This is a genomic window from Acetobacter tropicalis, from assembly GCF_030644465.1.
Lineage (GTDB): Bacteria > Pseudomonadota > Alphaproteobacteria > Acetobacterales > Acetobacteraceae > Acetobacter > Acetobacter tropicalis.
The window spans coordinates 1989527-2012343 of sequence record NZ_JAUYUW010000001.1 but is presented as its reverse complement, the minus strand read 5'-3'; the positions used below and the strand labels follow the sequence as shown (position 1 = coordinate 2012343).

The following is a 22817-nucleotide window of genomic DNA, read 5'->3' as shown; positions in this document are numbered from 1 at the left end:
TGTCTGTGCAGCCGCAAGCAGTCCGTTCCTGCTGCATCTCCGCCTTTTCCACACGACCACAGGTCTGCCGTGTCGCATATCAACACGGCGTTGCTCGCTGTTCTTCCACTCTCCCAATGGAAAATCTGGTGCCTTGCGGGTTATGCCTCTGTTCGTTTGACTTCATTCCAGATCGCATCAAGCGTTTCCACAGTCTGATCCTGCATGGACAGACCATCTTCCGCCAGACGAGCCTCTACACCCTCAAACCGGCGCGTAAATTTATCACACGCCTGCCTCAGACATGCTTCCGGGTCCATATCCAATCGGCGGGCCAGACTTGCCAGAGAGAACAGAACGTCTCCCAGTTCGTCCTGCATGCGGGCCTTGTCTCCAGCCTCCAGTTCTACAGAAAACTCGTCCATTTCTTCATGAACCTTGGCCACCACACCCTCGACCTCGGGCCAGTCAAACCCCACGCGAGCCGCACGGGAGGCAATTTTAGAGGCACGGATCAAGGCAGGCAGTTGCGGCGGCACACCTGCCAGCGCTCCAAGCCGCTTCCCCTGCGCAGCGGAGGTTCGGCGCTCCTGCTCTTTCAACTTTTCCCACTGGCCGGGCAAAGCGGCGATGGATGCCTCGCCAGTCTCTTTCTCTTTACCTGACAGAGCCGTTTGTCCGTGAGTATCACCCTGCCCTTCAACCACGCTCTTCTCTGCTACGTCATCACCCAGCACATCCGGGCCAAACGTGACATGCGGATGCCTGCGGATCATTTTTTCCGTCACCATCCGCGCAACAGTCGCCAGATCAAACTGCCCCGCCTCCTGCGCCAGTTGAGCCTGATAAACCACCTGCAACAGCAGATCTCCCAATTCATCGGGGAAAGCCTGCCAATCCTTACGGGTAATGGCGTCTAGCACTTCATAGGCTTCTTCAATGGCATACGGAGCTATGGTTTCATGCGTCTGTTGCTGATCCCATGGGCAGCCTCCGTGGGGGTCACGCAAACGGGCCATCAGGGCGGCAAGGCGGGTAATTTCTCGCGCCGCGCTGTTACCGGCTGCATCAGGCGTGTTTGAAGAGCTTACGCCACCGGAACCTGCGGCGGAGTTTTTATGATGCTGTGAAACCATATGTATCTGCCTTCGCTCCTGAATGTTTCAACGCCGCAGCCCTTGTAGTCCAAGAACAGGGAAGCGTCCCAACTCTTTCCAGCCCCACAGGCCCGTGTCCTGACCCAGTCTTTGCAGGGTAGATGTGCAGGAGAGTGTTTTTGGAACTGCCCCCTTTCACCCGCAGGGCATTCCCCCGTATATGCGGTAGGACACACACGCAACAGTCCGTAAACAGCAGGACGGCCCAAACCGGCACATCCCCCACTCTGCAAAGGAGAAAAGGTATGACACAGCACCCCGTTATTTTTATTGATGGCGAAGCTGGCACCACAGGCCTTGGCATTCGGGAGCGCCTGTCTGCCCTGCCGGTTACGCTGCATTCCATTGACCACGCGCGCCGCAAGGACCCCGCGGCCCGCAAGGAGGCCATGGCCGCGGCAGATGTGGTTGTGCTGTGCCTGCCAGACGCGGCCTCCCGCGAGGCCGTGAAAATGGCGGATACACTGGGAGAGAACGCCCCCCGCATTCTGGACGCCAGCACGGCTTTCCGCACGGCACCGGGCTGGGTGTATGGCTTTCCCGAACTTTCCGCCGCGCAGGCTGCTGCCATTACAGGCGCACCACGGGTTTCCAACCCCGGCTGCTACCCAACGGGGGCCATTGCGCTGCTTCGCCCCCTGATTGACGCAGGCATTCTGGATGCCCGCTACCCTGTGTGCATCAATGCCGTCAGTGGTTATTCGGGGGGGGGCCGCACCATGATCGAAGCGCATGAACGCGATGGTGGTCCGGCTTTTGAATTGTACGGGCTGGGCCTTGAGCACAAACATGTGCCCGAAATTCACCTGCACGCCGGGCTGGAACGGCGGCCGGTTTTTGTTCCCTCCGTTGGCCACTTTCCACGCGGCATGATTGTATCCATCCCGCTGCATCTGGATGATCTTAACGGAGGTGTGACTGGCGAAGACCTGCACACGGCCCTTGCAACCCGGTATGCGGGGCAGGCGAACGTGCACGTGCTGCCGCATGACGCAACCCTTTCAGCCGAAGCGCTGGCCGGAAGTGACAAAATGGAACTGCGCGTGCATGCCAGCACCCACAACAGGCAGGCCGTGTTAACGGCCCGGCTGGATAATCTGGGCAAAGGGGCCTCTGGCGCGGCCCTGCAGAACATTGCCCTGATGCTGGGGCTTTAAAAAGATCCTTCCTAGCATTTTCAGACATTTAAGGAGAATGACATGACAAACCCTGTCGCTATTGTAACAGGTGGTAGCCGCGGTATTGGCGCGGCCATTGTAGAACAGCTTGCAAAAGACGGTTTTGATATTGTGCTGTCGTACGCCCGCAACGCTCAGGCTGCGGAAGAAACCGCCGATAAGGTACGCGCCCTTGGCCGCAAGGCGCTGGCAGTCAAGGCAGATGGTAGCTCGGTTGCTGGCAACAAGGCCGTTATTGCTGAAACAGTCAAAGAATTTGGGCGGCTGGACACACTGGTGTGCAATGCGGGCATCTACCCATACGGCCCCATTGATGAAATGAGTGTGGAGCAGATTGAACAGGTGCTGAACCTGAACGTGCGCGGCGTTATGGTGGAAACAGCAGAAGCTGTGAAGCACATGAAAAAAGGTGGCCGCCTGATCTTTATCGGGTCCGCTTTTGGCGCACGCACACCCTTCCCCGGTATTTCACTCTATGCAGCCACCAAGGCGGCCCTCCGTGGCTTTACGCAGGGTGTTGCGCGTGATCTGGGCCCAAAAGGCATTACCGTAAACGTGGTGGAACCCGGCCCCATTGATACAGACCTCAACCCGGCTACGGGTGAGGGCGCAAAGGTGATCAGTAGTTTTGTGGCCACGGGCGCTTACGGCACGGTTTCAGATATCTCTAACATGGTGTCTTTCCTGGCCAGCCCGAAGGCCGGTTACATCACCGGTGCCGCCCTGCCTGTGGACGGTGGTCTGGAAGCCTGAGCCTCCGCCCAATGTGTGCCTGCCTTCCCTAATCTGGCCGGCACAAAGCATAAGGGAAAAACCACCAGAGATGTCAGGTCAGCCTGAATGGGGTTGCAGACAAACCGGCTGGTTTTCACCCTCTGAACGCCCTGCCTTTCGAAAGAGAGTGCAGGGCTCTCTTTTGCATAATCTCAGCAGCACCTCCGCTGCTCAGGGAATTTTCACCACAACCCGGCCCCTTACCTTGCCAGCCAGCAACCGCTCTGCGGTGGGCACGACATCGGAGAAGGCAATTTCAGTGGTCATTTCTTCCAGCAGAGCCTGATCAACCAACTCAGCCAGCGCCTGCCAGGCCTCTCGCCGTTCCGCACTGGGACAGTTAACGCTTTCAATCCCCACCAGCGTGACACCGCGCAGAATGAAAGGTGCAACCGTTGCGGGAAAATCCATGCCTGCGGCAAGTCCGCACGCCGTAACAACGCCATAAGGCAACATGGACGCACAGACCGCCGCCAGAATGGCACCCCCTGCCACATCCACCGCCCCGGCCCAGCGCGCTTTTTCAAGAGGGCGCGTCATGCCCCCAAAAAACTGACGGGGAATGACGTCTTTTGCTCCCAGCTTTTCCAGATAAGGCTTTTCTTCCATGCGGCCCGTTACGGCTGTAACCGCATACCCCAGCTTTGCCAGCAACATGACCGCCACGCTGCCCACACCACCGGAAGCCCCAGTGACCACGACTTCTCCACTGCGCGGTGTCACACCCTGCTTCTGCAAAGCCTGCACGCACAACATGGCCGTGTAACCAGCCGTTCCCAGCGCCATGGCCTGCCGGGGGGTAAATGCTTCCGGCAAGGGAACAAGCCATTCACCCGGCACCCGAGCACGGCCTGCCAGACCACCCCAATGCTTTTCTCCCACCCCGTACCCGTTCAGCAGCACTTTCTGCCCAACAGAAAAAGCGGGATTGCTGGAGGCTTCAACCGTGCCTGCAAAATCAATGCCGGGGACCATGGGGTAAGACCGAATAATCGGCCCCTTGCCAGTAAGGGCCAGCGCATCCTTGTAGTTGAGGGTGGACCACTCCACCCGCACTGTCACATCTCCTTCGGGCAACTGATCGTCTGGCAGGTGGCGCAGAACAACAGACGGAGTGCCCTCCGCAGTCTTCTCCACAAGGTACGCATCGAACATGCTGTTTTTCTTTCCTGGGGTCTGAAGGCGATTCTGACCTGCATCTGAGGCCATTGGCCCATCATGCGCAAAACACGTCCTGTTTACGGACGCACACCCTGCCACAACGCGCCGCAAAGGACCGGGATACACCCCCCTCTTTAAAGAAGGTAAATGACCACTGTCTGACCCGAATGTGAAGAAAAACACCACCTCCCCCATCCAGGCCAGCAGTTGTTATCTTTTGACCACCATCTGACAAAAGAACGGGCGCAGGAGAATAGAGAGGGAAAAATCTCCCGGTAATCCGCCTGCTGCGCAAGGCAAAAGAAACTAGGCGGCAGGAGCCACACAAGTTATAGCTTACGGGATATTTCCATTTTTCTCTCGTTTGTAGAGTTTTCTCTTGATCCTGTTCCTGCTGGGCATTCTGGCCCTTGTCCTGCTGATTGCGGTCAGCATCCTGATTTCCCTGTCCGAGATTTCCTTCGCGGCAGCGCGGGAAGTCAGACTTCGCTCCCGTGCGGAGGCAGGAGACAAGCGTGCGCAGGCCTTCCTGGCCCTGCGCCGTAACAGCGGGCAGGTAATGACTGTTCTCCAGATCTGCCTGAACGGGGTGGGTATTCTGGGCGGTATTGTCAGTTCGGAAATGCTGGCGCCCCCCAGTGCGGCCCTGTTGATGCAATGGGGCCTTTCCTCCGGGCTTGCGCAGAATCTGGGGTCAGCTTTCAGCTTCGTGTTGGTGACAGGTGTGTTTGTCCTGTTTGCTGACCTGCTCCCCAAACGGGTGGCCATGAATGCGCCGGACAAGGTAGCGCTGGCCATTGGGTGGTTCCCCAAATTCGCACTGCGGGCGCTCTACCCGTTTGTCTGGATTTTCTCCAAGGTGTCCGATGCTGTTCTACGGGCGCTGAAAATTCCAGCCGCCTCTGCCGTAGAGCCTGTTACGCCTGAAGATCTGCGGGCCATTCTGGCTGCGGGCACGGCCTCTGGCGTGTTGCTGGAGCAGGAACACCAGATGATCCAGAACGTGCTGGGCCTGCAGGACCGTTCCGTTACCTCCGCCATGACCCCGCGTGATGAAATTGTCTATCTGGACGTGCAGGACACAGCCCAGAGCAACCATGAAAAAGTACGGGCCAAACCATATTCCCGCTACCCGCTGTGCAATGGCGGACTGGATACGGTTATTGGCTCCATCCGCTCTGAAGACGTGCTTGCGTCCGTGGTGGACCCCTCCATCACGCCTGTCGCTGGCGAGATTGCGTTACCCAACCCTATTTTCCGGATGCGGCGTGATGTGCTGTCCGTGCCGGAAACCCTGAACCTGTGGGATACGCTGGCTCAGTTTGATACCCATGGCGTCGGCTTTGCCCTGATTGTGAATGAATATGGGCTTGTGGTGGGGTTGATCACCTTCAAGGATATCATGGGGGCGCTGATGGATGGTCTGGCCAACCCCTTTGAGGAACAGGCCATTGTGCGCCGGGATGAAAATTCCTGGCTGATTGACGGCGCCGCCCCTATTGGCGATGTGATGCGCGAGTTGCATCTGGTCGAACTGCCTGACAGTGCCCAGTTTGATACCATCAGCGGCTTTGTCATGCATCGCCTGCGCCGCATGGCCCGCAAAACAGACCGGGTTGATGAAAGCGGTTTCCGGTTTGAAGTGGTGGACGTAGAAGGCTTCCGCATCAACCAGCTTCTGGTGACCCGCCTTTCCTGACGGGCTATCAACCGGATTTTTGCAGGAAAACCGGGAGCCTATTGCCCCTTATTTGCAGGTCTCCCTCCAAGCCCCTTACACTAGGCTTTTTCCGCGTCTGCTGTCGGGTACCATGCGTTTTTCCTTCCTGCCGTCCCTACGTTTCCTCCCTCACGGAGTATGCTCTGCTGCCCATCTTTCGGTGCTGCTCCTTCTCTCCATGCTTGTTGCTTCGCTCACGCCTCAGGCTCAGGCTCAGGCTCAGGCTCAGGCTCAGGCTCAGGCTCAGGCTCAACAGGCACCTGAAAGGGGGGCTGTCCTCAAGCGGGTCATTCTGGTCACCCGCCACGGCATTCGCAGCCCGACCCAGACACCCGAAGCCCTAAAGGCCAACACAGGCGTTAAGTGGTCTGCATGGCCGGTGCCCCCGGGGCAATTAACAGAACATGGCCGCACGGATGTGGCACAAATGGGCACCTTCCTCGGCCATTATTATCATACCCTTCTTTCCGAAGGAGGCAGAGCCTGCGCGCCCACTCTTTTTGTGTGGGCCGATGCGGCTGACACCCGTACGCGGGAAACCGGCAATGTTCTATCAAAAACCCTGAGCGCGGGATGCCTGCAAACGGCAGCCTCTCTCCCTGCCGGGCAGAAAGATCCTCTTTTCAATGCTTTGGCCAGTGGACATGAAACACTTGAAAAGCAGACGGTTTTAACCAAGCTCGGGCAAACCCTGCCTCCTGATCAGCCCCCTCCTAAGTCTGCGCAGACGGCATCCGCTCACTTACAAAGCCTTTTTGCTCCCCAGGGATGCGGGAAACCCGGAAGTGTCTGTTTTTCCGCTCCGGCCCAGCTTTCATGGAAAAAAGGGGCTCCACATGTCACAGGCGGCATGGCCCTCGCCTCTACCGTTTCTGAAAACCTACTGCTGGAATACTGTCAGGGTCTCCCTCCTACCGTGCAGACTGCTATCCCGCCAGCAGACAACGCCTCTGCCGGCACTGCACCGCAAACATCTCCCGCCAACCCAGATCAAGCGGCTCTGGTGGCCTCTGTTCTGCCTGCCCATACGTACCAAAGCCATCTCACCCGGCGCCTCCCAGCCATTGCCATCCCGCGCGGGAGATATCTGGCAGATGCCCTCACCAGTTTGCTGTCGGAACACGCAACGCCCCTCCCAAATGGCGATACCATTCCAGCCTCTGCCCGCATGGTTGTTTTTGTCGGACATGACACAACGCTTGATATGCTGGCGACGCTGTTCGGGCTGGACTGGGCGTTCACAGACCAGCCAGACCCGACCGCACCGGATACTACTCTGGGCTTTGAACTCTGGCAGGACGCAAAAGGCCTTCCATTTGTGCGGTTTGTTGTTTTCCACCAGAGCCTAGAGCAACTCCGTATCGGAAGTCCGGTTGAAAACCGGGTGGACAGTGGGCAACCTGCCATTTTGCGGAGTGCATTGTGCCCTGACACTCCAAAGGTGGAAAAATGCACGCCCGCAATTCTGGGCCGTAATGTGTATGCAGAAGAAAGCCACTTGCTCCAGAAGCCTCTTTGAACGTCCTCTATCCCCGAAGCTGAGGTGGAGAGTTGAGTGAACTTTCAGCACAGTCCTGCGTTTAATGAATGTTATTTGGAGAGGGTCGCGTTGCCTTAAAAAAGCTAAATTAATCTGATACTTCGCTACCAACTAAACACTAAGAGTAAGACCAATGAAACTTGGACATGCCGCTTTTTTCCTGGTTCCTGCACTGCTTCTGGCTGCGTGCGCGGAAACCCCTATGGGCCCCACCGCCATGGTGCTGCCGGGACCGGGTAAAGACTATGCCACATTCGCGCAGGAACAGAATTTCTGCCGTTCTCAGGCTTCCAGCAGCGTAAGTGGACAGGCAGAACGCCAGAATCACCGTGCCCTTTACGGTGGGCTCGCCGCCACGGCTCTGGGTGCCGGGTTGGGTGCCGCTGCAGGCGGAGGCGTGGGTGCCGGAATTGGTGCCGGTGCCGGTGCATTGGCCGGAACGGCTGGTGGTGGTGCCTACTCCAATTCCCGCCAAGGCAGCATTCAGCAGCAGTATGACAACGCATATGTTGCCTGCATGATTGCTTACAAAAACGTGCTTCCGGCGCGGAACTACTAAAACCACCCTCCCTGAACCGCGTTCTGCCCACGCTGCGGAACGAAGGTTTTATGGCTGAAAGCCCCGCTTTGCCGGGGCTTTTTGCTGTCTACTGCCTTCTGATCCTTGCACGACCATGGGCAACATAGGGTGGCCTGTACAAAGTCTCTTGCCATATCCCTCTGCTTGCAGGAGTCTTTTCAGCATGAGCACTCATCCTTCTCCTTCCCGCGTTGCCGCCGTTATCCTTGCAGGGGGCAAAGGCATGCGTATGGGAGGATGTGACAAACCCCTTCTTGCGTTGAATGAGGAACCTCTCCTTACGCACCTGATCCGTAAACTAGCCCCCCAGTGCGCAACGCTGGCCCTAAGTGCCAATGGAGATGCCGCCCGGTTCGCACCCTGGGGCATACCGGTTCTGCCAGACACGTTAGATGAACGCGGCCCGCTGGCCGGTGTTCTGGCTGGACTGCAATGGGCCAGAACACAGCAGTGCGATACTGTGTTGACTGTGCCAGGAGACACCCCGTTTATTCCCGCAACGCTGGTTGAGCGTTTGCTGCCTGCACCCGCTGTTGCTGTCTCTAGCGGGAGAGAACACCCACTGGTAGCAACATGGCCCACAAGCTGCCTTGAGCGGCTACAGGACTGGCTGGCACAGCCACCATCCCCTCACATGCTACGGGTGCGGATGTTTGCCAGAACTCTTGGCGTGCGCCATGTGACATTTGCGGGCCACACTCCTGATCCGTTCTTCAACATCAATACGCCAGAAGACTATGCCTCTGCATGCCGCATGATTGAAAAAGGACTGATCAATGAGTGACCCGCTCGTGATCTCATGGCCAGCAGAGAAACTGACCGACACAGACTGCACGTCTACCCACCTGAGTCTGGCGGATGAGACCCCGGTGGGGTTTGTTTTCAACAGCGTGCCATATGCTGTGATGATGGCGACAAAAGAGTATCTTGAAGATTATGCTTTTGGTTTTTCCATAACAGAACGGCTGGTCTCTACACCTGCGTCCATTCGCTCCGTACGTGTGGAGGAGGCCGAAGATGGCGTGACGCTGCATCTTTCCATAGCGGGTGAGGATTTCAGACGTCTTCTCCAATCACGCCGTGCCATGACCGGCCGTACAGGATGTGGCATCTGCGGCAGTGATGATCTGAAAAGCCTGCATACGCAACTTCCAAAAGTGCCGGCTGCCCCTCCTGTTTCCCTCAAAGCCATACAGAAAAGTCTGACGGAACTTGCCAGCCATCAGGCTTTGAATGCACAGGTCCATATGGTGCATGGGGCCGCATGGTGTGATGACACTGGTGCTGTCCGGTTGATACGGGAAGATATCGGCCGCCATAACGCGCTGGATAAACTGATAGGCGCAGGCTTGCGGCAAAAGGCTGATTTTTCCAAAGGGTTTTGTGTTATTACCAGCCGTTGCTCTTATGAAATGGCGCAAAAAGCCATTATGGCGGGTTTTACAACGCTGGTCGCTATTTCCGCCCCCACCGTACGAGCCCTCAATCTGGCAAAAGAGGCCGGCCTGACCATTGTTGGTCTGGCGCGGCCTCCTGCACAGTTCTTATTTACCGGCGCAGTAGGATGATACAGAACACCTGCATCATCCTTTTTAAATCCACAGAATTTTAGAAACCGGCCTGAACACGGGCGGCAACAGAGTTGCCCGTGCGCCCATAAATGTTGGTGGCCTGCTCGCTGCGAGACACGATGAAGTGGCTGAAATCAAGCATCAGACGGAAGTGACGGTTGGGATACCAGTTCAGGCCGCCCGTCCATACTGTCTGCTGCCCACCACGGATCACATTCTTGGCGTTTGCATCGCCCAGGTTGCTGTTCAGGTCGATCACGCTGTAATGACCCACAACTTCAAGCGCGCCCCAGTGGTTAAGAGCGGGATTGAATTCCTCGTTGTCTTTCACACCCGGAGCGGTGAATGCGCCGCTCTTTTCGCTATACATACGCGGTGTGCCGAAAATTGTGTAAGCCGCTGAACCATACCAGCCCTGGAACCCGGCAGATTTCAGGCCAGCACCTTCGCGCTGAACACCGACATGATAGTATTCACCCTTTACAAGCAGCCGATCCCAACGCACCCCCAGTTCAGGTCCTGCTGCCCAAACCTGAGACGCATGGTTGATGGCACCCGTTGCCGCAAGGTTTGCTTCACCAATATCAAATTCCGGACGCTGCCCAAAAGATGTAGAGCGGGAACAGGAGGTAGCCGAACCAGAGGTGGACGAGGCAGCATTACACGCCAGACGAAAAGCGGAAATGCCTGATGCCCCTACGTGAACATCCCAATTTTTTGTAGCGACAGGACGACCGGCAACACGCAATGTAGCCCCTGTCTGGCTATCCATGGTGGTGCCGCTGCCGCCGCCATAATAGGTGGAGCTACTGTCAGACGCGTTGCGGTGGCCCCATTCCTGTCCGGTAAAGTAGCCTGCAATCCACCAACGTTTTTCGTAATGCAGAGCACCCACGCTGAAGCGTGCGTCACCCGCCGCAATGTTACGAACCATGTCGGTAATGCTGGGACGTTCAAGGGTGAAGAAGTCGTTGGAGCTTTCAGAATCTTCTTCAGTAACGCGGGGCTGGAAGTAACCAACCGTCAGGATAGTATTCCGCAAACCTGTGTAGTTCAGGTTTCCTTCATACAGGCCAACATAACCATCATTATGGTTGGCCCCGAAATCTGGCGTGACAGCCGCAACAAAGTTTTTATAGCGGAAGGTGAACGGAATACGCAGACGCCGCATATTACTTGTAAAGCTGTTAAATGCGCCACGCCCTTCACCCCGGCGAGGGCCTGCATTAAAGAAGCCGCCAAAATCTTCATGAAATGCCAGACCAATGGACAGCGCATAAGCTGCATCTTCCGTGGCTATGGTAAAGCGGCCTTTTGGAAAACCGATGATCATACCACCGACATGTACGTCTTCCTCACCGGCCGTAGCCGCCCGGAATGATTTCCAGGACATAATGTCCCCACGGTCGCTCGTAGGGGTGCCAGACGTGGCAAGACGCAGCCTGTTTGCGCGGGGAATTGGCTCAGCAAACTTCACTCTCGGATCAATCGGACCGGAGGCAAGCATGCGGGGGTTGGCATGGGTGTTCTGAACAGATGCCGTGCCGGTATGCTCCTGCCTGTGGGCACTTGCCTCACTACGGGCCAGACGCACTTTCAGCGTGGAAATCTGCCCCATCATTTCCTTGCGCATTTGCGCCATTTCTACACGGAGCGCACGGATCTGCGCATCATCCGAAGGAGACGCCAAAGCAGATGATGATGCTGCGCTGCTCAGCAGAAAAGAAGCAAACGCAAAAGAAGAAACAACAGCTTTACAACGCATCAGGCCATTCCCTGAGAGAAGACGATGAGCGCTGAATACGTCGTATTCTGTTTCTTGTGCGTGATGGTTTCGTGATGGTTTCTTTACAGTTTTATGAAAAAGGGCCGTCTGATATTCAGACGGCCCTCACTTATTAAAATAACTTTTATTTATTAGGATAATCTAAAAAATAAGCGCTTATTTCCAGGAAGACAGAATGGCGCTTTTCACTGCCTGCGGCAGAGCCACATAGTCAAGTTTGGCAGCAATGACATCACCCTTTTCAAAGCTCCACGTAAAGAAGTTACGCACAGCTTTACCACGTGCGGCATCTTTGGGCGGAACCGGGGTCAGCACATAGGTGGCGGACACGATGGGCCATGCGCCATGGCCTGCGGTATCCAGCAGATCAACAGCGAAGTGAGAGGCATTTTTCCAGTCAGCAGATTCAGCGGCATGCGCAAAGCTGGTCTGGTTGGCTTCAACATCTTCGCCCGCATGGTTGCGCAGCTTGATGGTGGTCAGGTGGTTACGGCTGGCGTAGGCATATTCAACATAACCAATAGCGCCTTCCGTATTCTGCACGGTTGCAGCAATGCCGTCATTCCCACGGGCACCAAGACCGCCAGGCCAGGAAATGGACGTGCCAGCGCCCAGATTGTTTTTCCAGGAGTCAGAAGACCGGGCCAGATAGGATGTGAACACAAACGTGGTGCCAGAGCCATCAGCACGGTGGATCGGCGCAATGGCCAGATCAGGCAGTTTTACACCCGGGTTCAGGGCTGCAATCTTGGCATCATTCCATTCCGTGATGTCACCTGCATAAATACCAGCCAGCACTTCACCGCTCAGGCGCAGCGCGTTGGCCTTCATGCCCGGAATGTTCACAACAGGCACAATGCCACCCATAACGGTGGGGAACTGGAACAGATGTGCAGACTCAATTTTCTGCGCATCCATGGGTGCATCAGATGCACCGAAATCCACCGTTCCTGCCAGAACCTGATTTTGCCCTGCGCTGGAGCCAACGCTCTGGTAATTGACTGTTACCCCAACAGCAGTTTTGGCGGCCTCGCTCCATGCTTCATAAATCGGTGCAGCAAAGCTGGAGCCAGCTCCTGTTACGCTTTCGGCCTTGGAGACGCCAGGCAACACAACGGCAAGGCTGGTTGCCGCAAGCAGAATAGCAAGAGGCCGGAATGAAAGATGCATTTCGGTATGATCCCTGAACATCATCAAAAAAACACAGCGAAGCTGCGTCTGCCCTCTCCCTTAATGGGTCTGCCCCTTAAAAGGTAATGACGTATTCAAGACAGTTTTATTACGTTTTTATGACAGCCGTCGCGTCACCCAAGGGAAGCCAGATTTTGCAGGTTGTGCCCTCTCCCACAGTGCTGTCCACCACAAACCGGCCGCCATGGCGGGTGATGATATGCTGCACAATGGCAAGCCCCAGACCGCTTCCCTGCACCACGGCAGATGTTTTGGGCACCCGATAGAACCGTTCCGTCAAACGTGGCAGATGCCGCGCGGCAATACCCGGCCCATTATCCGCCACGCTGAGAACAACTCCGGGGCCAGCAGGCCAACCGGAACCCAATGGTGCCATCATGCAACTGACGGTAATTGTCAGGGCTGCCTCCGGGCTATCCTTGCTATGGCAGACACCATATTTCAGGGCATTTTCAACAAGGTTTATCAGAACCTGCAACATCTGATCTTCATCGCCCGCCACACACAGGTCAGGATTATCGAGCGGAATAACAACCAGCGTTGCCGTGCTTTGCCGGAACAGAATCCCTGTTTCACCCTGCAACCGGCTACACAGTTCCCCTAATCTGATCTGCCCCCGTGGGCGCTGGTGCTCCAGCATCTGCACCCGTGAGAGATAAAGCAGGCCATCAAGCAACCGCTGCATCCGCCGCCCCTGCGCCGCCATGATACCCAGAAACTCCTTTTGCGCGTCTGGATCATCTGCCGCAGGGCCTTGCAGGGTTTCAATAAACCCCATGAGCGCGGCAAGCGGAGTACGGAGCTCATGGCTGGCAAAGGCCACAAAATCCGCGTGCTTGCGTTCCGTGATCTCGGCCTCTGTTACATCATACAGCACGACAAAGGTCAGCAGAACGCTACGGCGATCCTCACTCTTGTCTTCTTCAGACGCAAAAATATTCTTGGGGAATGCTTTTTTCTGGAAAAAACCCCGCACAATGCGCTGCAAGGGAACATCCAGAACAATGCGCGCCTCTTCTATTTCCTCTCCCCGGCTGGGGCTGCGGGTGGCCAGACGATCCAACGCACCCTGAAACGCCGGGTGGCGCTCAATACTCCCCACGCTTTCGGCAAACTGCTGGTAAGCTTGGGGCGATGCGTAAAGCAAACGTCTATCCTGATCGAGCACCAGACTGGCTGCCGGCAAAGAGGACACCACCTGTTCCACAGCCATCAGAAGCCGTGCTTTTGTGGGAAGGAAGGCGGCTGGCTCGGGCTGTTTCTCCTGCGGGGCTTCATACCCACGCCGCAGAGCCAACACTGTCAGAGTGCTGGCCAGCAGCCCCCCGGCCACTGCTCCGCCAGCCGCAAAAGCCAGAGCGTGCATCATGGCTCAGGCCGCCTCGGGCACGGAAGCAAAATCAATCCTGCGGCAGATCAAGCGCGTAACCGCGCGCCCGCACTGTTCTGATCAGGTCTTTTTCATCCCCTTCATTCAGCGTCTGGCGCAGACGACGAATGTGTACATCCACAGTGCGCAGCTCAACGTAGGAACTGCGCTCCCATGCGTGCTCCAACAGTTCCTCGCGGGAGAAAACCTGACCGGGGTGGCTCATCAGAAATTCAAGCAAGCGGTATTCGGTTGGTCCCAGCGGCAACAGGCGACCATTGCGCTCAACTTTATGCGCCACCCGATCAAGCACCAGCGTTTCAAATTGTAGATTTTTGCTGGGGGGGGGCACACGCCGCAAAATGGCCTTTACACGCGCAAACAGCGTTTCCATGCCAAAGGGCTTGACCAGATAATCATCCGCGCCGGTATCCAGCCCGCGCACGCTATCTGTCTCCTGCCCACGGGCACTGAGCATGATCACGGGCAACGTGCGGGTTTTGGGCTGTTCCCTCAAGCGGCGGCACACTTCAATGCCGGAAACCCCAGGCAGCATCCAGTCCAGCAGGACAAGATCAGGCATACGGCGCGCAATCTGCTCCAGCGCGTCCTGCCCATCTGCTGCCAGTCGGACCTCGTAATCCTGTTTTTCAAGATTGTAACAGATAAGCCGGGAGAGTGCCGGATCATCTTCAACCACAAGAATGTTCGTTTTCTGCGTCATGACCTACCCATAACGATTCGGACGGAGAATAGGCTGTGGCCGGACAAAAAAACAACTGCATGGCGGAAATCCGCCACCGCTGCCGCCCTTGCGAAAAACACCCTGCTGATGTGCAAAATCTTTATATACATCACCAGACTTCCTGGATTATGGGACCGGAAAGGAGCTGGACCGGCAATCGTGCCGGATGCACCTCCAGGATACGCTCGCATGAGTATTTTTCGCACTTCTCTGCCGCATAGCGGCAAAGCGTCCCGCCCCTCCGTGACAGTTTTATTAAAAACCTTCGGGAAGCAGTTTTCCCAGGCTTTCTCTGCACGCGGCATGCTGCAGCTGGGTATGCTGGAAGGCATTGTTGCCACGCTGGATGAAAATGCCCGCAAAGAGCGGCTGCATGCCCTTTACCCCACATCCCGCGTGTTTGGCGGGTTTGCGGAAGGTCCGGCTGCCACAGCCATGCAGCAGAACCCTGCCCAGCCGCGCTGATACAAAAAAGCCCGGCTCTGCCACTTCCGCGCCAGAACCAGGCCTTCACTATATCTTGACCCAAACGTGCTTCCCCTAGCCTTAACAGGCCAGGGGAAGCTGTCTGTGTGCCTCAGTCTTCAAACGGGTCACGCATCAGGATGGTATCATCACGGTCAGGACTGGTGGACAGCAGGGTGACCGGTGCGCCTACCAGTTCTTCAATCCGACGCACGTATTTGATGGCCTGCGCAGGCAGTTCTGCCCAGCTCCGTGCTCCGTGGGTCGTATCTTTCCAGCCTTCAACCGTTTCAAACACTGGTTTGATACGGGCCTGAGCCGCTGGAGAGGACGGAAAGCGATCAATGGTCTTGCCGTCCAGTTCATACCCAACGCAGATACGGATTTCATCAAACCCGTCCAGCACATCCAGCTTGGTCAGGGCCAGACCGTTCACGCCGCCAACACGCACGGCATGACGCACCAGAACAGCATCAAACCAGCCGCAGCGACGCGGGCGGCCCGTAACAGTGCCGAATTCATGCCCACGCTCACCAATCTTGCGGCCCACATCATCATGCAGTTCAGACGGGAACGGACCTTCCCCCACGCGGGTGCAGTACGCCTTGGCAATACCCAGCACAAAACCAGCAGCACTTGGGCCCATACCTGAACCCGTACCTGCGTTGGAGGCGACCGTGTTGGAGCTGGTGACAAACGGATAGGTGCCGTGGTCCACATCCAGCATGACAGCCTGAGCGCCTTCAAACAGGATACGGCTGCCTGTGCGGCGGGCTTCATCCAGAATGTCCCATGTGGGGGCGGCAAACGGCAGCACCTTGGGGGCAATATCCGTCAGGAAGGCCAGCAGATCTTCTTTCTTGAAGGTCGGTGCGCCAAGCCCCGCCAGCAGGGTGTTATGGTGCAGCAGCAGTTCGTCCAGCTTCCAGTCCAGCGTTTCCGGCTCAGCCAGATCACACAGACGGATGGCGCGGCGGGCCACTTTATCTTCATAGGCGGGGCCAATGCCACGGCCGGTGGTGCCAATCTTGCGGTCGCCACGTGCAGCTTCACGCGCGCGGTCAAGCGCGCCATGCACAGGTAGAATCAGCGGCACGTTTTCCGCAATTTTCAGGGTATCAGGGGTCACAACCAGCCCCTGTTCCTGAATGCGGCCAATTTCTGCCAGCAGAGCCTGCGGGTCCACCACCACGCCGTTGCCGATCACGCCAATCTTGCCGCTGACAACGCCGGAAGGCAGCAGGGAAAGCTTGTAAACCTGATTGCCCACCACCAGCGTATGGCCCGCATTGTGGCCGCCCTGAAAGCGCACAACAATGTCTGCCCGGCTGGCCAGCCAGTCAACAATCTTACCTTTGCCTTCATCGCCCCACTGGGCGCCAATTACGGTGACGTTGGACATAAACAGTCTGCTCCTGGAAAATCTGCCTGATTACGCCCCGCATGGGGCAGAGAGGCCGCCTGAGGCTGGCGGCCGTTACTCAAGCTCCGTGCACGTGGCACCTGAAAGAATATGGCTGCACCCAAGCCGTCTGGCCTCGGCCCGATCATACTCCGGCCCGTGGGCTTCTGCCTGTGTGGAAGCGGCTCCTTTTGCCCCGGCGGCAGAGACGCCTCCAAGGGCCGCAAGCGTGGCATAGCCCTGCTTACGCAGGCTGGCCGCAACCTGACGGTCCGCCCCGGGGGCCAGATAGACACGCGGACGCGCTGCGGCGGGCGGAATCATGCGGAACAGCACGTCTGGCCGGAACGTAAGGCCACAGGCAGGTTCGTTATCATTACACAGGTAGCGTCCGCCACGGCCCAGTTCTTCAGACCGACCAACGGCAAATACCGTAACGCATACGCCGGTGTGGTACTTCCAGCCCCGAAACTCAACCGGATCGACTGTCAGGCGCAGGGTGGGGTTCAGCGCCCGAACAGCTTCCACCGTATCAGCGAGACGCTGGATAATAGCGCGGGAGCGCGGCGGCAGATTGATACGCGCCAGCAGGCTGACAGCCTGTTCTGCCGGGCCAGCCGCACGCAGCAGGGTAATCAGCGTTTCAGACAACGTGCCCCCAAGTTCCGCCACGGCGGCGGCATCCTTGCGGTCCAGCGCACGCATCAACGCAGGGCGCACGGCCGCAGGAACCTTTGCCTCTTCAAGCAAGGCAGGCACAAAAGGAGGCATGGTCAGGTCAAACGAGACACCCGGCACACCCAGTTGCGCCAGCGCTTCTGCCGCAACGGAAACGACTTCCGCATCGGCCTGAGGCGTATCCGGCCCGATCAGCTCGATCCCTGCCTGCATGATCTGGCGACCGCTTTCTTCCGCCGCTGCAGGCAGAACCACCACGCAGGAACCGGAATAGGACAGACGCAGCGGGCGCGGGGCGCCACCAAGGCGAGTCGCGGCCATACGGGCAATCTGGGGCGTGATATCAGGCCGCAGCACCATCATGCGGCGCGTATCCGGGTCCATCACCCGGAAGCTCTGGTCAGCCAGAGAGGCCCCAGAGCCCGCCAGCAGAGTTTCTTCAAACTCCATAAGCGGCGGCCGCACCCGGTTATATCCGTGTGAGGCAAATACGCCCATAAGCGCATCCACACCTTCTGCCTCGGTCCGGGCATCAGGCGTGAGCAGATCTACAAAGCCGGCCGGCAGCAAGGCCGGGCTGAAAGGCGGGTCATCCGTCATGCTCCGGGCTATAGCACCGCAGGCCGCGCCCGTCATGCCCGCAAGGCGGCACTTTTTTGCGTATTACGCCTGCGGCGCGCCAGGCAGGGTTTCCCAACCCGGACCAATGACCGTAATCACCCGGCGACCCATGCCATCCGCCTGCAAGACAATCACGTTGCGGTCTTCCAGCCATTCCAGCAAACGGCGCGCTCTGCCTTGCGAGACAGTGCCATACACCCGGGCAATTTCCGCATCTGAGGGGCACGGCTGCCGATCAATGGCCGCGCGGGCCAGAAACAGAAACACGGATTGCAGATCTTCCGGCAGAGCATTGGCCAGCGCTTCTGCCTGCTGCCATTCCGGCGTGACGGACAGATCTTCTGTCACACCACTCCGCGCCGTGGCCAAAGCGCGATTGAAGCCTTTTAGGTCCAGCGCATTGCGGCCCAGCCCGGCAATACGGCACCGCACCAGAAAATCTTGATACAGCACGGCAGCGGAGCGAAATGCTGTTTCATCATCCGCCAGCATGTCCCGCACAATGGCGGCCATGCGGGACTCGCGTTCGCCCTGATCTTCCGGCGTTTCTTCCTGCTCCTGCTCCACCTGTGCGGCTGCCGCCTGCGCCTCGCCATGGGCGGCAAGCTGGGAAAGCAGATCAGGCGGCGGAGTGGCAGGCGCTTTTCTGGGGCGCGCAAATGCTTCCGCAGCAGGCAAAGGGGCCAGAATCAGATCATGCAGCGGCTCGGAAGGGGGCTGAAATGGTGTGAGCACCGGCCCGGCGGAGCGACTTTCTGTTTCAACCGAGCCTATACGCACAGGTGTTGGCCTGCGGCACATTGCCGGACCCAGCGCCACAAACGTGCCGCGGGGCAGATCACGGAAGGCTTCTGCCTGCCGCCGCTCCATGCCCAGAAGGTCTGAGGCACGGGCCATATCAATATCCAGAAAGGTGCGGCCCATCAGAAAGTTAGACGCCTCGGCCGCCACGTTCTTGGCCAGTTTGGCCAGACGTTGGGTGGCGATAACGCCTGCCAGCCCACGCTTACGACCACGGCACATCAGGTTGGTCATGGCCCCCAGCGAAGACCGCCGCGCCTCGTCCGAAACCTCACCCGCCGCTGCGGGAGCAAAAAGCTGGGCTTCGTCCACCACCACCAGAACAGGGTACCAATAGTCACGCGGGGTTTCGAACATCCCCCCCAGAAACGCGGCGGCCCATTTCATCTGCTGGTCGGCATCAAGCCCTTCCAGATTCAGCACGACGGAAGCCCGATGCACGCGCATCCGCTCACCCGCCGCATGCAGCGCCATTTCAGAACATTCGGCCCCATCAATCACCAGATGGCCGAATTTGTCGGCCAGACTGACAAAATCGCCTTCCGGATCAATAATGGCCTGCTGCACCAACCGCGCAGACTGCTCCAGCAAACGCCGCAGCAGATGCGACTTTCCTGAACCGGAATTGCCCTGCACCAGCAGGCGCGTGGCCAGAAGTTCGGCAAGGTCCATCTGTGCGGGACCGCCGCCCGGCACTTCCCCCATTGTGATCATGTTGGTCATGGGGCATCCGATACCGTCAGGAACGGGTTTCCCGCAACCATTGCAATGCACCCTTTGCTGCAGCGCGCCCTGTGGCAAGACAGGCATGCAGCAGATAACCGCCGGTTGGGGCCTCCCAATCCAGCATTTCGCCGGCAACAAAAACACCCGGTTTGGCGTGAAGCATGAAATTTGCCTCACACGCGGCCTGAGCCACACCCCCAGCCGAAGAAATAGCCCGCTCAATAGACTCGGGCCCAGTGAGGAGAACGGGCAGCGCCTTGAGCCGCTCTGCCAGCGCCTGAGGGGTGACGGGAACCTCACCCGCCTCACGCAGTAACGCCGCGACCACGGGCGGCAAACGCAACGCCTTGCGCAAACGGTTGGACAAACTCTCGCGCGGGCGCACTTTGGCCAGTCGGCTCGCCAGAGTCGCGACACTCAGATCAGGCCGCAGATCAAGAAGCAGTTCTGCCTGCCCATGCTGGGAGATGTGGTTCCGCAGCACGCCAGACAGCGCATAAAGCGCGCCGCCTTCCAAACCTGTGGCCGTCACGACCACCTCCCCACGCACGGTATGGTCACCAAACCGCAGGGTCACAGGCTTGAGCGGCGTTCCAGCAAAACGGTCCCGCATGGCCGCGGACCAGTTGGTACGAAATCCGCAATTCGCTGGCTGCAAGGGCACCACGGTGGCTCCCTGCGCCTGCAATGCTGGAACCCATGCGCCGTTGCTGCCCAACCGGGGCCAGCTTGCCCCACCCGTAGCCAACACCACGGCATCCGCTCGGCAGGGCTCTACAAGGTCAGGCGGCAGATCAGAGCGCCCTTGTGCCGGTGTAAAAGTCAGCCTTCCGGTTGCAGCATCCCAGCCAGTCCAGTCCACGCGGGTATGAAACTGCACGCCCTGCTGCTGCAAACGGGCAAGCCATGCCCGCAGAAGCGGAGAGGCTTTCATGCTTTTGGGAAAAACGCGCCCGGAGGAACCGATGAAGCTTTCCTGCCCCAGTCCGCTCATCCAATGGCGGATATCATCCGTTGTCCATGCTGCCAGTGCCGGGGCAAGCCACGGGGCTGCCGCACCATAACGCGCCAGCAGCTTTTCCTGCGCTTCAGAATGGCTGATATTCAACCCGCCCCGCCCGGCCATAAGGAATTTACGGCCAAGGCTGGGCATGCGTTCCACAACATGAACCACACACCCGGCATCAGACAGCACTTCAGCCGCGGCCAGACCGGCTGGGCCGCCCCCAATAACGAAAACCCGATACGGTGTGCTCATCCGTTCAGGGCTGAACTGCGCAGGGTCATCAGGCGGTTTGGTCCGCAGCGGGAACACCAGTGCGCACGGCAGCAGCCAGATCGCGAATCTGCTCCAGCACGCGCGGCAGGGTTTCCGCTGTGGCCTTGCCATCCGCATCCAGCGTTTCAGCCAGAGTTGCCAGCAGGACAGAAGCGACAACCGCGCCATCTGCAATACTGGCCGCCGTTGCTGCCTGTTCCGGGGAGCGAATACCAAACCCGATGGCGACCGGCAGATCTGTTGCCGCACGCAGACGCGGCAGGGCTTCTTTCAGATCATGCTTGCTTGCCGTGCGGGTGCCCGTAATGCCAGTGATGCTGACGTAATAGACAAAGCCGGAGGCGTGGGAGAGCACATAGCGCAAACGCTCATCAGACGTGGTGGGCGCCACCAGCCGGATAATGTCCAGCCCCGCTTCCTCAGCAGGTTTTTCGATCACATCCGCTTCTTCCGGCGGCAGATCGACAATAATCAACCCATCCACACCGGCCTTGGCGGCGTCTGTGCAGAACCGATCATACCCGTAGGCTTCAATCGGGTTGAGGTAGCCCATCAGGATGACGGGCGTTTCCGCATTCCCCTTGCGGAATTCCGCCACCATGGCCAGCACGCCCGGCAATGTGGCGCCCGCCTTCAGTCCCCGGCGCGCTGCCGCCTGAATAACCGGCCCATCTGCTGACGGATCGGAAAACGGCATACCAACTTCAATCAGGTCCGCCCCAGCGGCAGGCATGGCCTTAAGCAGCGCCAGAGACGTTTCAAGGTCCGGATCATACGCTTCCAGATACGGGATGAGCGCGCCGCGCCCTTCGGCGGCCAGAGATTTAAAACGGGCGGCGATGCGGCTCACAGTTTCACTCCCAGATGTTCGGCTACGGTGAAGATGTCCTTGTCCCCCCGGCCGGAAATATTCACAACCAACAGTGTGTCCTTGGGCAGGGTGGGGGCAATCTTGGCTGCATAGGCAATGGCGTGGGCGGATTCCAGCGCGGGAATAATGCCCTCCGTGCGGGTGCAAAGCTGGAAGGCATCCAGTGCTTCCGTGTCCGTCGCGCCCACATATTCCGCACGACCGATGTCACTCAGCCAGGAATGTTCCGGCCCAACCCCCGGATAATCCAACCCGGCGCTGATGGAGTGTGCCTCATCAATCTGGCCATCTGCATTTTGCAGCAGGTAGGTGCGGTTGCCATGCAGAACGCCGGGGCGGCCACGCTCAATGGAGGCAGCAGTCTTGCCGCTATCCAGCCCACACCCAGCGGCTTCCACGCCGATCAGCCTTACGGAAGAATCATCAAGGAACGGATGGAAAATGCCCATGGCGTTGGAACCACCACCAATGGCCGCTACCACCACATCCGGCAAACGCCCTTCTGCTGCCTGCATCTGTTCCTTGGTTTCTTCCCCGATCACGCTCTGGAAATCACGCACCATGGCGGGATACGGATGCGGCCCAGCCACCGTGCCCACCAGAAAATACGTATCCGCCACGTTGGCCACCCAGTCCCGCATGGCTTCGTTCATGGCATCTTTCAGCGTGCCGGCACCTGCCGTAACAGGCACCACTTCCGCACCAAGCAGCCGCATACGGAACACGTTGGGAGACTGACGTTCAACGTCTGTCGCACCCATGTAGATCACGCATTTCATGCCAAACAGCGCGCAGACTGTGGCCGTCGCCACGCCATGCTGGCCTGCCCCGGTTTCCGCCACAATGCGGGTGCGGCCCATGCGCCGCGCCAGCAAAATCTGGCCCATCACGTTGTTCAGCTTGTGGGAACCTGTGTGGTTCAGTTCCTCACGCTTCATGTAAATCTTCGCGCCACCCAATTCTTCCGTCATGCGGCGGGCGAACCAAAGCGGGCTGGGCCGCCCCACATAATCCCGCAGGTAGAAATCAAGTTCTTTCTGGAAAGAGGGATCAGCCTTGGCGGCGTTATAGGCCTGCTCCAGCTCCAGCACGAGCGGCATCAGCGTTTCCGCCACAAAGCGCCCACCATACCAGCCACCAAAATGCCCACGCTCATCCGGTCCATGCCGGAGGGAATTGGCCTGATTTGCTGTTATGCCGTGTTCTACCGGGTCCGCCATTGC

General features: G+C 58.2%; 20 protein-coding genes. 8 read left to right on the top strand and 12 right to left on the bottom strand.

Going from position 1 to position 22817, the window contains the following annotated elements; genetic code table 11:
- Positions 1–140 precede the first annotated feature (140 nt).
- Positions 141–998, bottom strand: coding sequence for a nucleoside triphosphate pyrophosphohydrolase (mazG, locus tag QWU00_RS08965; protein WP_052051100.1), 858 nt, complete (start codon positions 996–998; stop codon positions 141–143).
- 383 nt (positions 999–1381) lie between these two features.
- Between mazG and argC the strand changes: the two genes are divergently transcribed.
- Complete coding sequence (argC, locus tag QWU00_RS08960) at positions 1382–2293, top strand: N-acetyl-gamma-glutamyl-phosphate reductase (protein WP_035377037.1); 912 nt, start codon at positions 1382–1384, stop codon at positions 2291–2293.
- A 42-nt stretch (positions 2294–2335) separates the two neighbouring features.
- On the top strand, positions 2336–3067 hold the full coding sequence (locus QWU00_RS08955; RefSeq protein ID WP_035377039.1) for an SDR family NAD(P)-dependent oxidoreductase: 732 nt from the start codon (positions 2336–2338) through the stop codon (positions 3065–3067).
- Between the two features lie 192 nt (positions 3068–3259).
- Here QWU00_RS08955 and acuI read toward each other — a convergent pair whose 3' ends face one another.
- Entirely contained in the window at positions 3260–4243 is a 984-nt protein-coding gene (gene acuI, locus QWU00_RS08950) for an acrylyl-CoA reductase (NADPH) (protein WP_035377125.1), read from the bottom strand.
- A 385-nt stretch (positions 4244–4628) separates the two neighbouring features.
- Between acuI and QWU00_RS08945 the strand changes: the two genes are divergently transcribed.
- The 5 genes from QWU00_RS08945 to fdhD all read left to right on the top strand — a co-directional run bounded on the left by QWU00_RS08945 (position 4629) and on the right by fdhD (position 9657).
- Entirely contained in the window at positions 4629–5948 is a 1320-nt protein-coding gene (locus tag QWU00_RS08945; protein ID WP_035377041.1) for a hemolysin family protein, read from the top strand.
- A gap of 112 nt (positions 5949–6060) precedes the next feature.
- Positions 6061–7488: a histidine-type phosphatase gene (locus QWU00_RS08940; protein WP_150395535.1), complete on the top strand. Its 1428-nt coding sequence runs from the start codon at positions 6061–6063 to the stop codon at positions 7486–7488.
- A gap of 154 nt (positions 7489–7642) precedes the next feature.
- On the top strand, positions 7643–8068 hold the full coding sequence (locus tag QWU00_RS08935; protein WP_035377042.1) for a glycine zipper family protein: 426 nt from the start codon (positions 7643–7645) through the stop codon (positions 8066–8068).
- 184 nt (positions 8069–8252) lie between these two features.
- Positions 8253–8873 carry a molybdenum cofactor guanylyltransferase MobA gene (mobA, locus tag QWU00_RS08930; protein ID WP_035377044.1) on the top strand — a complete coding sequence of 207 codons (621 nt, stop codon included), beginning with the start codon at positions 8253–8255 and terminating at the stop codon, positions 8871–8873.
- Positions 8866–9657, top strand: a complete 792-nt coding sequence (fdhD, locus tag QWU00_RS08925) for a formate dehydrogenase accessory sulfurtransferase FdhD (protein WP_222942004.1) — start codon at positions 8866–8868, stop codon at positions 9655–9657. Before mobA ends, fdhD begins: the two co-directional genes overlap by 8 nt.
- A 40-nt stretch (positions 9658–9697) precedes the next feature.
- Here fdhD and QWU00_RS08920 read toward each other — a convergent pair whose 3' ends face one another.
- From QWU00_RS08920 to phoB, 4 genes are all read right to left on the bottom strand, one after another.
- A complete protein-coding gene (locus QWU00_RS08920) occupies positions 9698–11425 on the bottom strand; it encodes an OprO/OprP family phosphate-selective porin (RefSeq protein WP_035377046.1) in 1728 nt (575 codons plus the stop codon).
- Between the two features lie 177 nt (positions 11426–11602).
- Positions 11603–12616, bottom strand: coding sequence for a phosphate ABC transporter substrate-binding protein PstS (gene pstS / locus QWU00_RS08915; protein ID WP_035377131.1), 1014 nt, complete (start codon positions 12614–12616; stop codon positions 11603–11605).
- A 109-nt stretch (positions 12617–12725) separates the two neighbouring features.
- Complete coding sequence (locus QWU00_RS08910; protein ID WP_035377048.1) at positions 12726–14006, bottom strand: sensor histidine kinase; 1281 nt, start codon at positions 14004–14006, stop codon at positions 12726–12728.
- A gap of 31 nt (positions 14007–14037) precedes the next feature.
- The gene (gene phoB / locus QWU00_RS08905; RefSeq protein WP_035377050.1) at positions 14038–14730 is read right to left on the bottom strand and encodes a phosphate regulon transcriptional regulator PhoB; all 693 of its coding nucleotides are present in this window, start codon (positions 14728–14730) and stop codon (positions 14038–14040) included.
- 210 nt (positions 14731–14940) lie between these two features.
- Here phoB and QWU00_RS08900 point away from each other — a divergent pair, with 210 nt between their 5' ends.
- Positions 14941–15216, top strand: coding sequence for a hypothetical protein (locus QWU00_RS08900; protein WP_006557883.1), 276 nt, complete (start codon positions 14941–14943; stop codon positions 15214–15216).
- 112 nt (positions 15217–15328) lie between these two features.
- On the opposite strand, the gene QWU00_RS08895 is transcribed toward QWU00_RS08900, so the two are convergent.
- From QWU00_RS08895 to trpB, 6 genes are all read right to left on the bottom strand, one after another.
- Positions 15329–16618 (bottom strand): adenylosuccinate synthase, encoded by a 1290-nt coding sequence (locus QWU00_RS08895; protein WP_006557882.1) that lies wholly within the window; start codon positions 16616–16618, stop codon positions 15329–15331.
- A gap of 75 nt (positions 16619–16693) precedes the next feature.
- Entirely contained in the window at positions 16694–17932 is a 1239-nt protein-coding gene (locus QWU00_RS08890) for an ATP phosphoribosyltransferase regulatory subunit (RefSeq protein ID WP_035377053.1), read from the bottom strand.
- Between the two features lie 27 nt (positions 17933–17959).
- A complete protein-coding gene (locus tag QWU00_RS08885) occupies positions 17960–19441 on the bottom strand; it encodes an ATP-binding protein (protein ID WP_035377055.1) in 1482 nt (493 codons plus the stop codon).
- Between the two features lie 16 nt (positions 19442–19457).
- The gene (locus QWU00_RS08880) at positions 19458–20702 is read right to left on the bottom strand and encodes a TIGR03862 family flavoprotein (protein ID WP_035377133.1); all 1245 of its coding nucleotides are present in this window, start codon (positions 20700–20702) and stop codon (positions 19458–19460) included.
- A 28-nt stretch (positions 20703–20730) separates the two neighbouring features.
- Entirely contained in the window at positions 20731–21573 is an 843-nt protein-coding gene (trpA, locus tag QWU00_RS08875) for a tryptophan synthase subunit alpha (protein ID WP_035377056.1), read from the bottom strand.
- Complete coding sequence (gene trpB / locus QWU00_RS08870) at positions 21570–22814, bottom strand: tryptophan synthase subunit beta (RefSeq protein WP_006557877.1); 1245 nt, start codon at positions 22812–22814, stop codon at positions 21570–21572. The genes trpA and trpB overlap by 4 nt, the downstream gene beginning before the upstream one ends.
- Between the last annotated feature and the right edge of the window lie 3 nt (positions 22815–22817).

What these genes read in the sequence shown, in the direction of transcription:
- mazG (WP_052051100.1), bottom strand. Translation starts at nt 998, where the DNA reads ATGGCCCGTTTGCGTGACCCCCACGGAGGCTGCCCATGGGATCAGCAA.
- argC (WP_035377037.1), top strand. Translation starts at nt 1,382, where the DNA reads ATGACACAGCACCCCGTTATTTTTATTGATGGCGAAGCTGGCACCACA.
- QWU00_RS08955 (WP_035377039.1), top strand. Translation starts at nt 2,336, where the DNA reads ATGACAAACCCTGTCGCTATTGTAACAGGTGGTAGCCGCGGTATTGGC.
- acuI (WP_035377125.1), bottom strand. Translation starts at nt 4,243, where the DNA reads ATGTTCGATGCGTACCTTGTGGAGAAGACTGCGGAGGGCACTCCGTCT.
- QWU00_RS08940 (WP_150395535.1), top strand. Translation starts at nt 6,061, where the DNA reads ATGCGTTTTTCCTTCCTGCCGTCCCTACGTTTCCTCCCTCACGGAGTA.
- QWU00_RS08935 (WP_035377042.1), top strand. Translation starts at nt 7,643, where the DNA reads ATGAAACTTGGACATGCCGCTTTTTTCCTGGTTCCTGCACTGCTTCTG.
- mobA (WP_035377044.1), top strand. Translation starts at nt 8,253, where the DNA reads ATGAGCACTCATCCTTCTCCTTCCCGCGTTGCCGCCGTTATCCTTGCA.
- fdhD (WP_222942004.1), top strand. Translation starts at nt 8,866, where the DNA reads ATGAGTGACCCGCTCGTGATCTCATGGCCAGCAGAGAAACTGACCGAC.
- QWU00_RS08920 (WP_035377046.1), bottom strand. Translation starts at nt 11,425, where the DNA reads ATGCGTTGTAAAGCTGTTGTTTCTTCTTTTGCGTTTGCTTCTTTTCTG.
- pstS (WP_035377131.1), bottom strand. Translation starts at nt 12,616, where the DNA reads ATGCATCTTTCATTCCGGCCTCTTGCTATTCTGCTTGCGGCAACCAGC.
- QWU00_RS08910 (WP_035377048.1), bottom strand. Translation starts at nt 14,006, where the DNA reads ATGATGCACGCTCTGGCTTTTGCGGCTGGCGGAGCAGTGGCCGGGGGG.
- phoB (WP_035377050.1), bottom strand. Translation starts at nt 14,730, where the DNA reads ATGACGCAGAAAACGAACATTCTTGTGGTTGAAGATGATCCGGCACTC.
- QWU00_RS08900 (WP_006557883.1), top strand. Translation starts at nt 14,941, where the DNA reads ATGAGTATTTTTCGCACTTCTCTGCCGCATAGCGGCAAAGCGTCCCGC.
- QWU00_RS08895 (WP_006557882.1), bottom strand. Translation starts at nt 16,618, where the DNA reads ATGTCCAACGTCACCGTAATTGGCGCCCAGTGGGGCGATGAAGGCAAA.
- QWU00_RS08890 (WP_035377053.1), bottom strand. Translation starts at nt 17,932, where the DNA reads ATGACGGGCGCGGCCTGCGGTGCTATAGCCCGGAGCATGACGGATGAC.
- QWU00_RS08885 (WP_035377055.1), bottom strand. Translation starts at nt 19,441, where the DNA reads ATGACCAACATGATCACAATGGGGGAAGTGCCGGGCGGCGGTCCCGCA.
- QWU00_RS08880 (WP_035377133.1), bottom strand. Translation starts at nt 20,702, where the DNA reads ATGAGCACACCGTATCGGGTTTTCGTTATTGGGGGCGGCCCAGCCGGT.
- trpB (WP_006557877.1), bottom strand. Translation starts at nt 22,814, where the DNA reads ATGGCGGACCCGGTAGAACACGGCATAACAGCAAATCAGGCCAATTCC.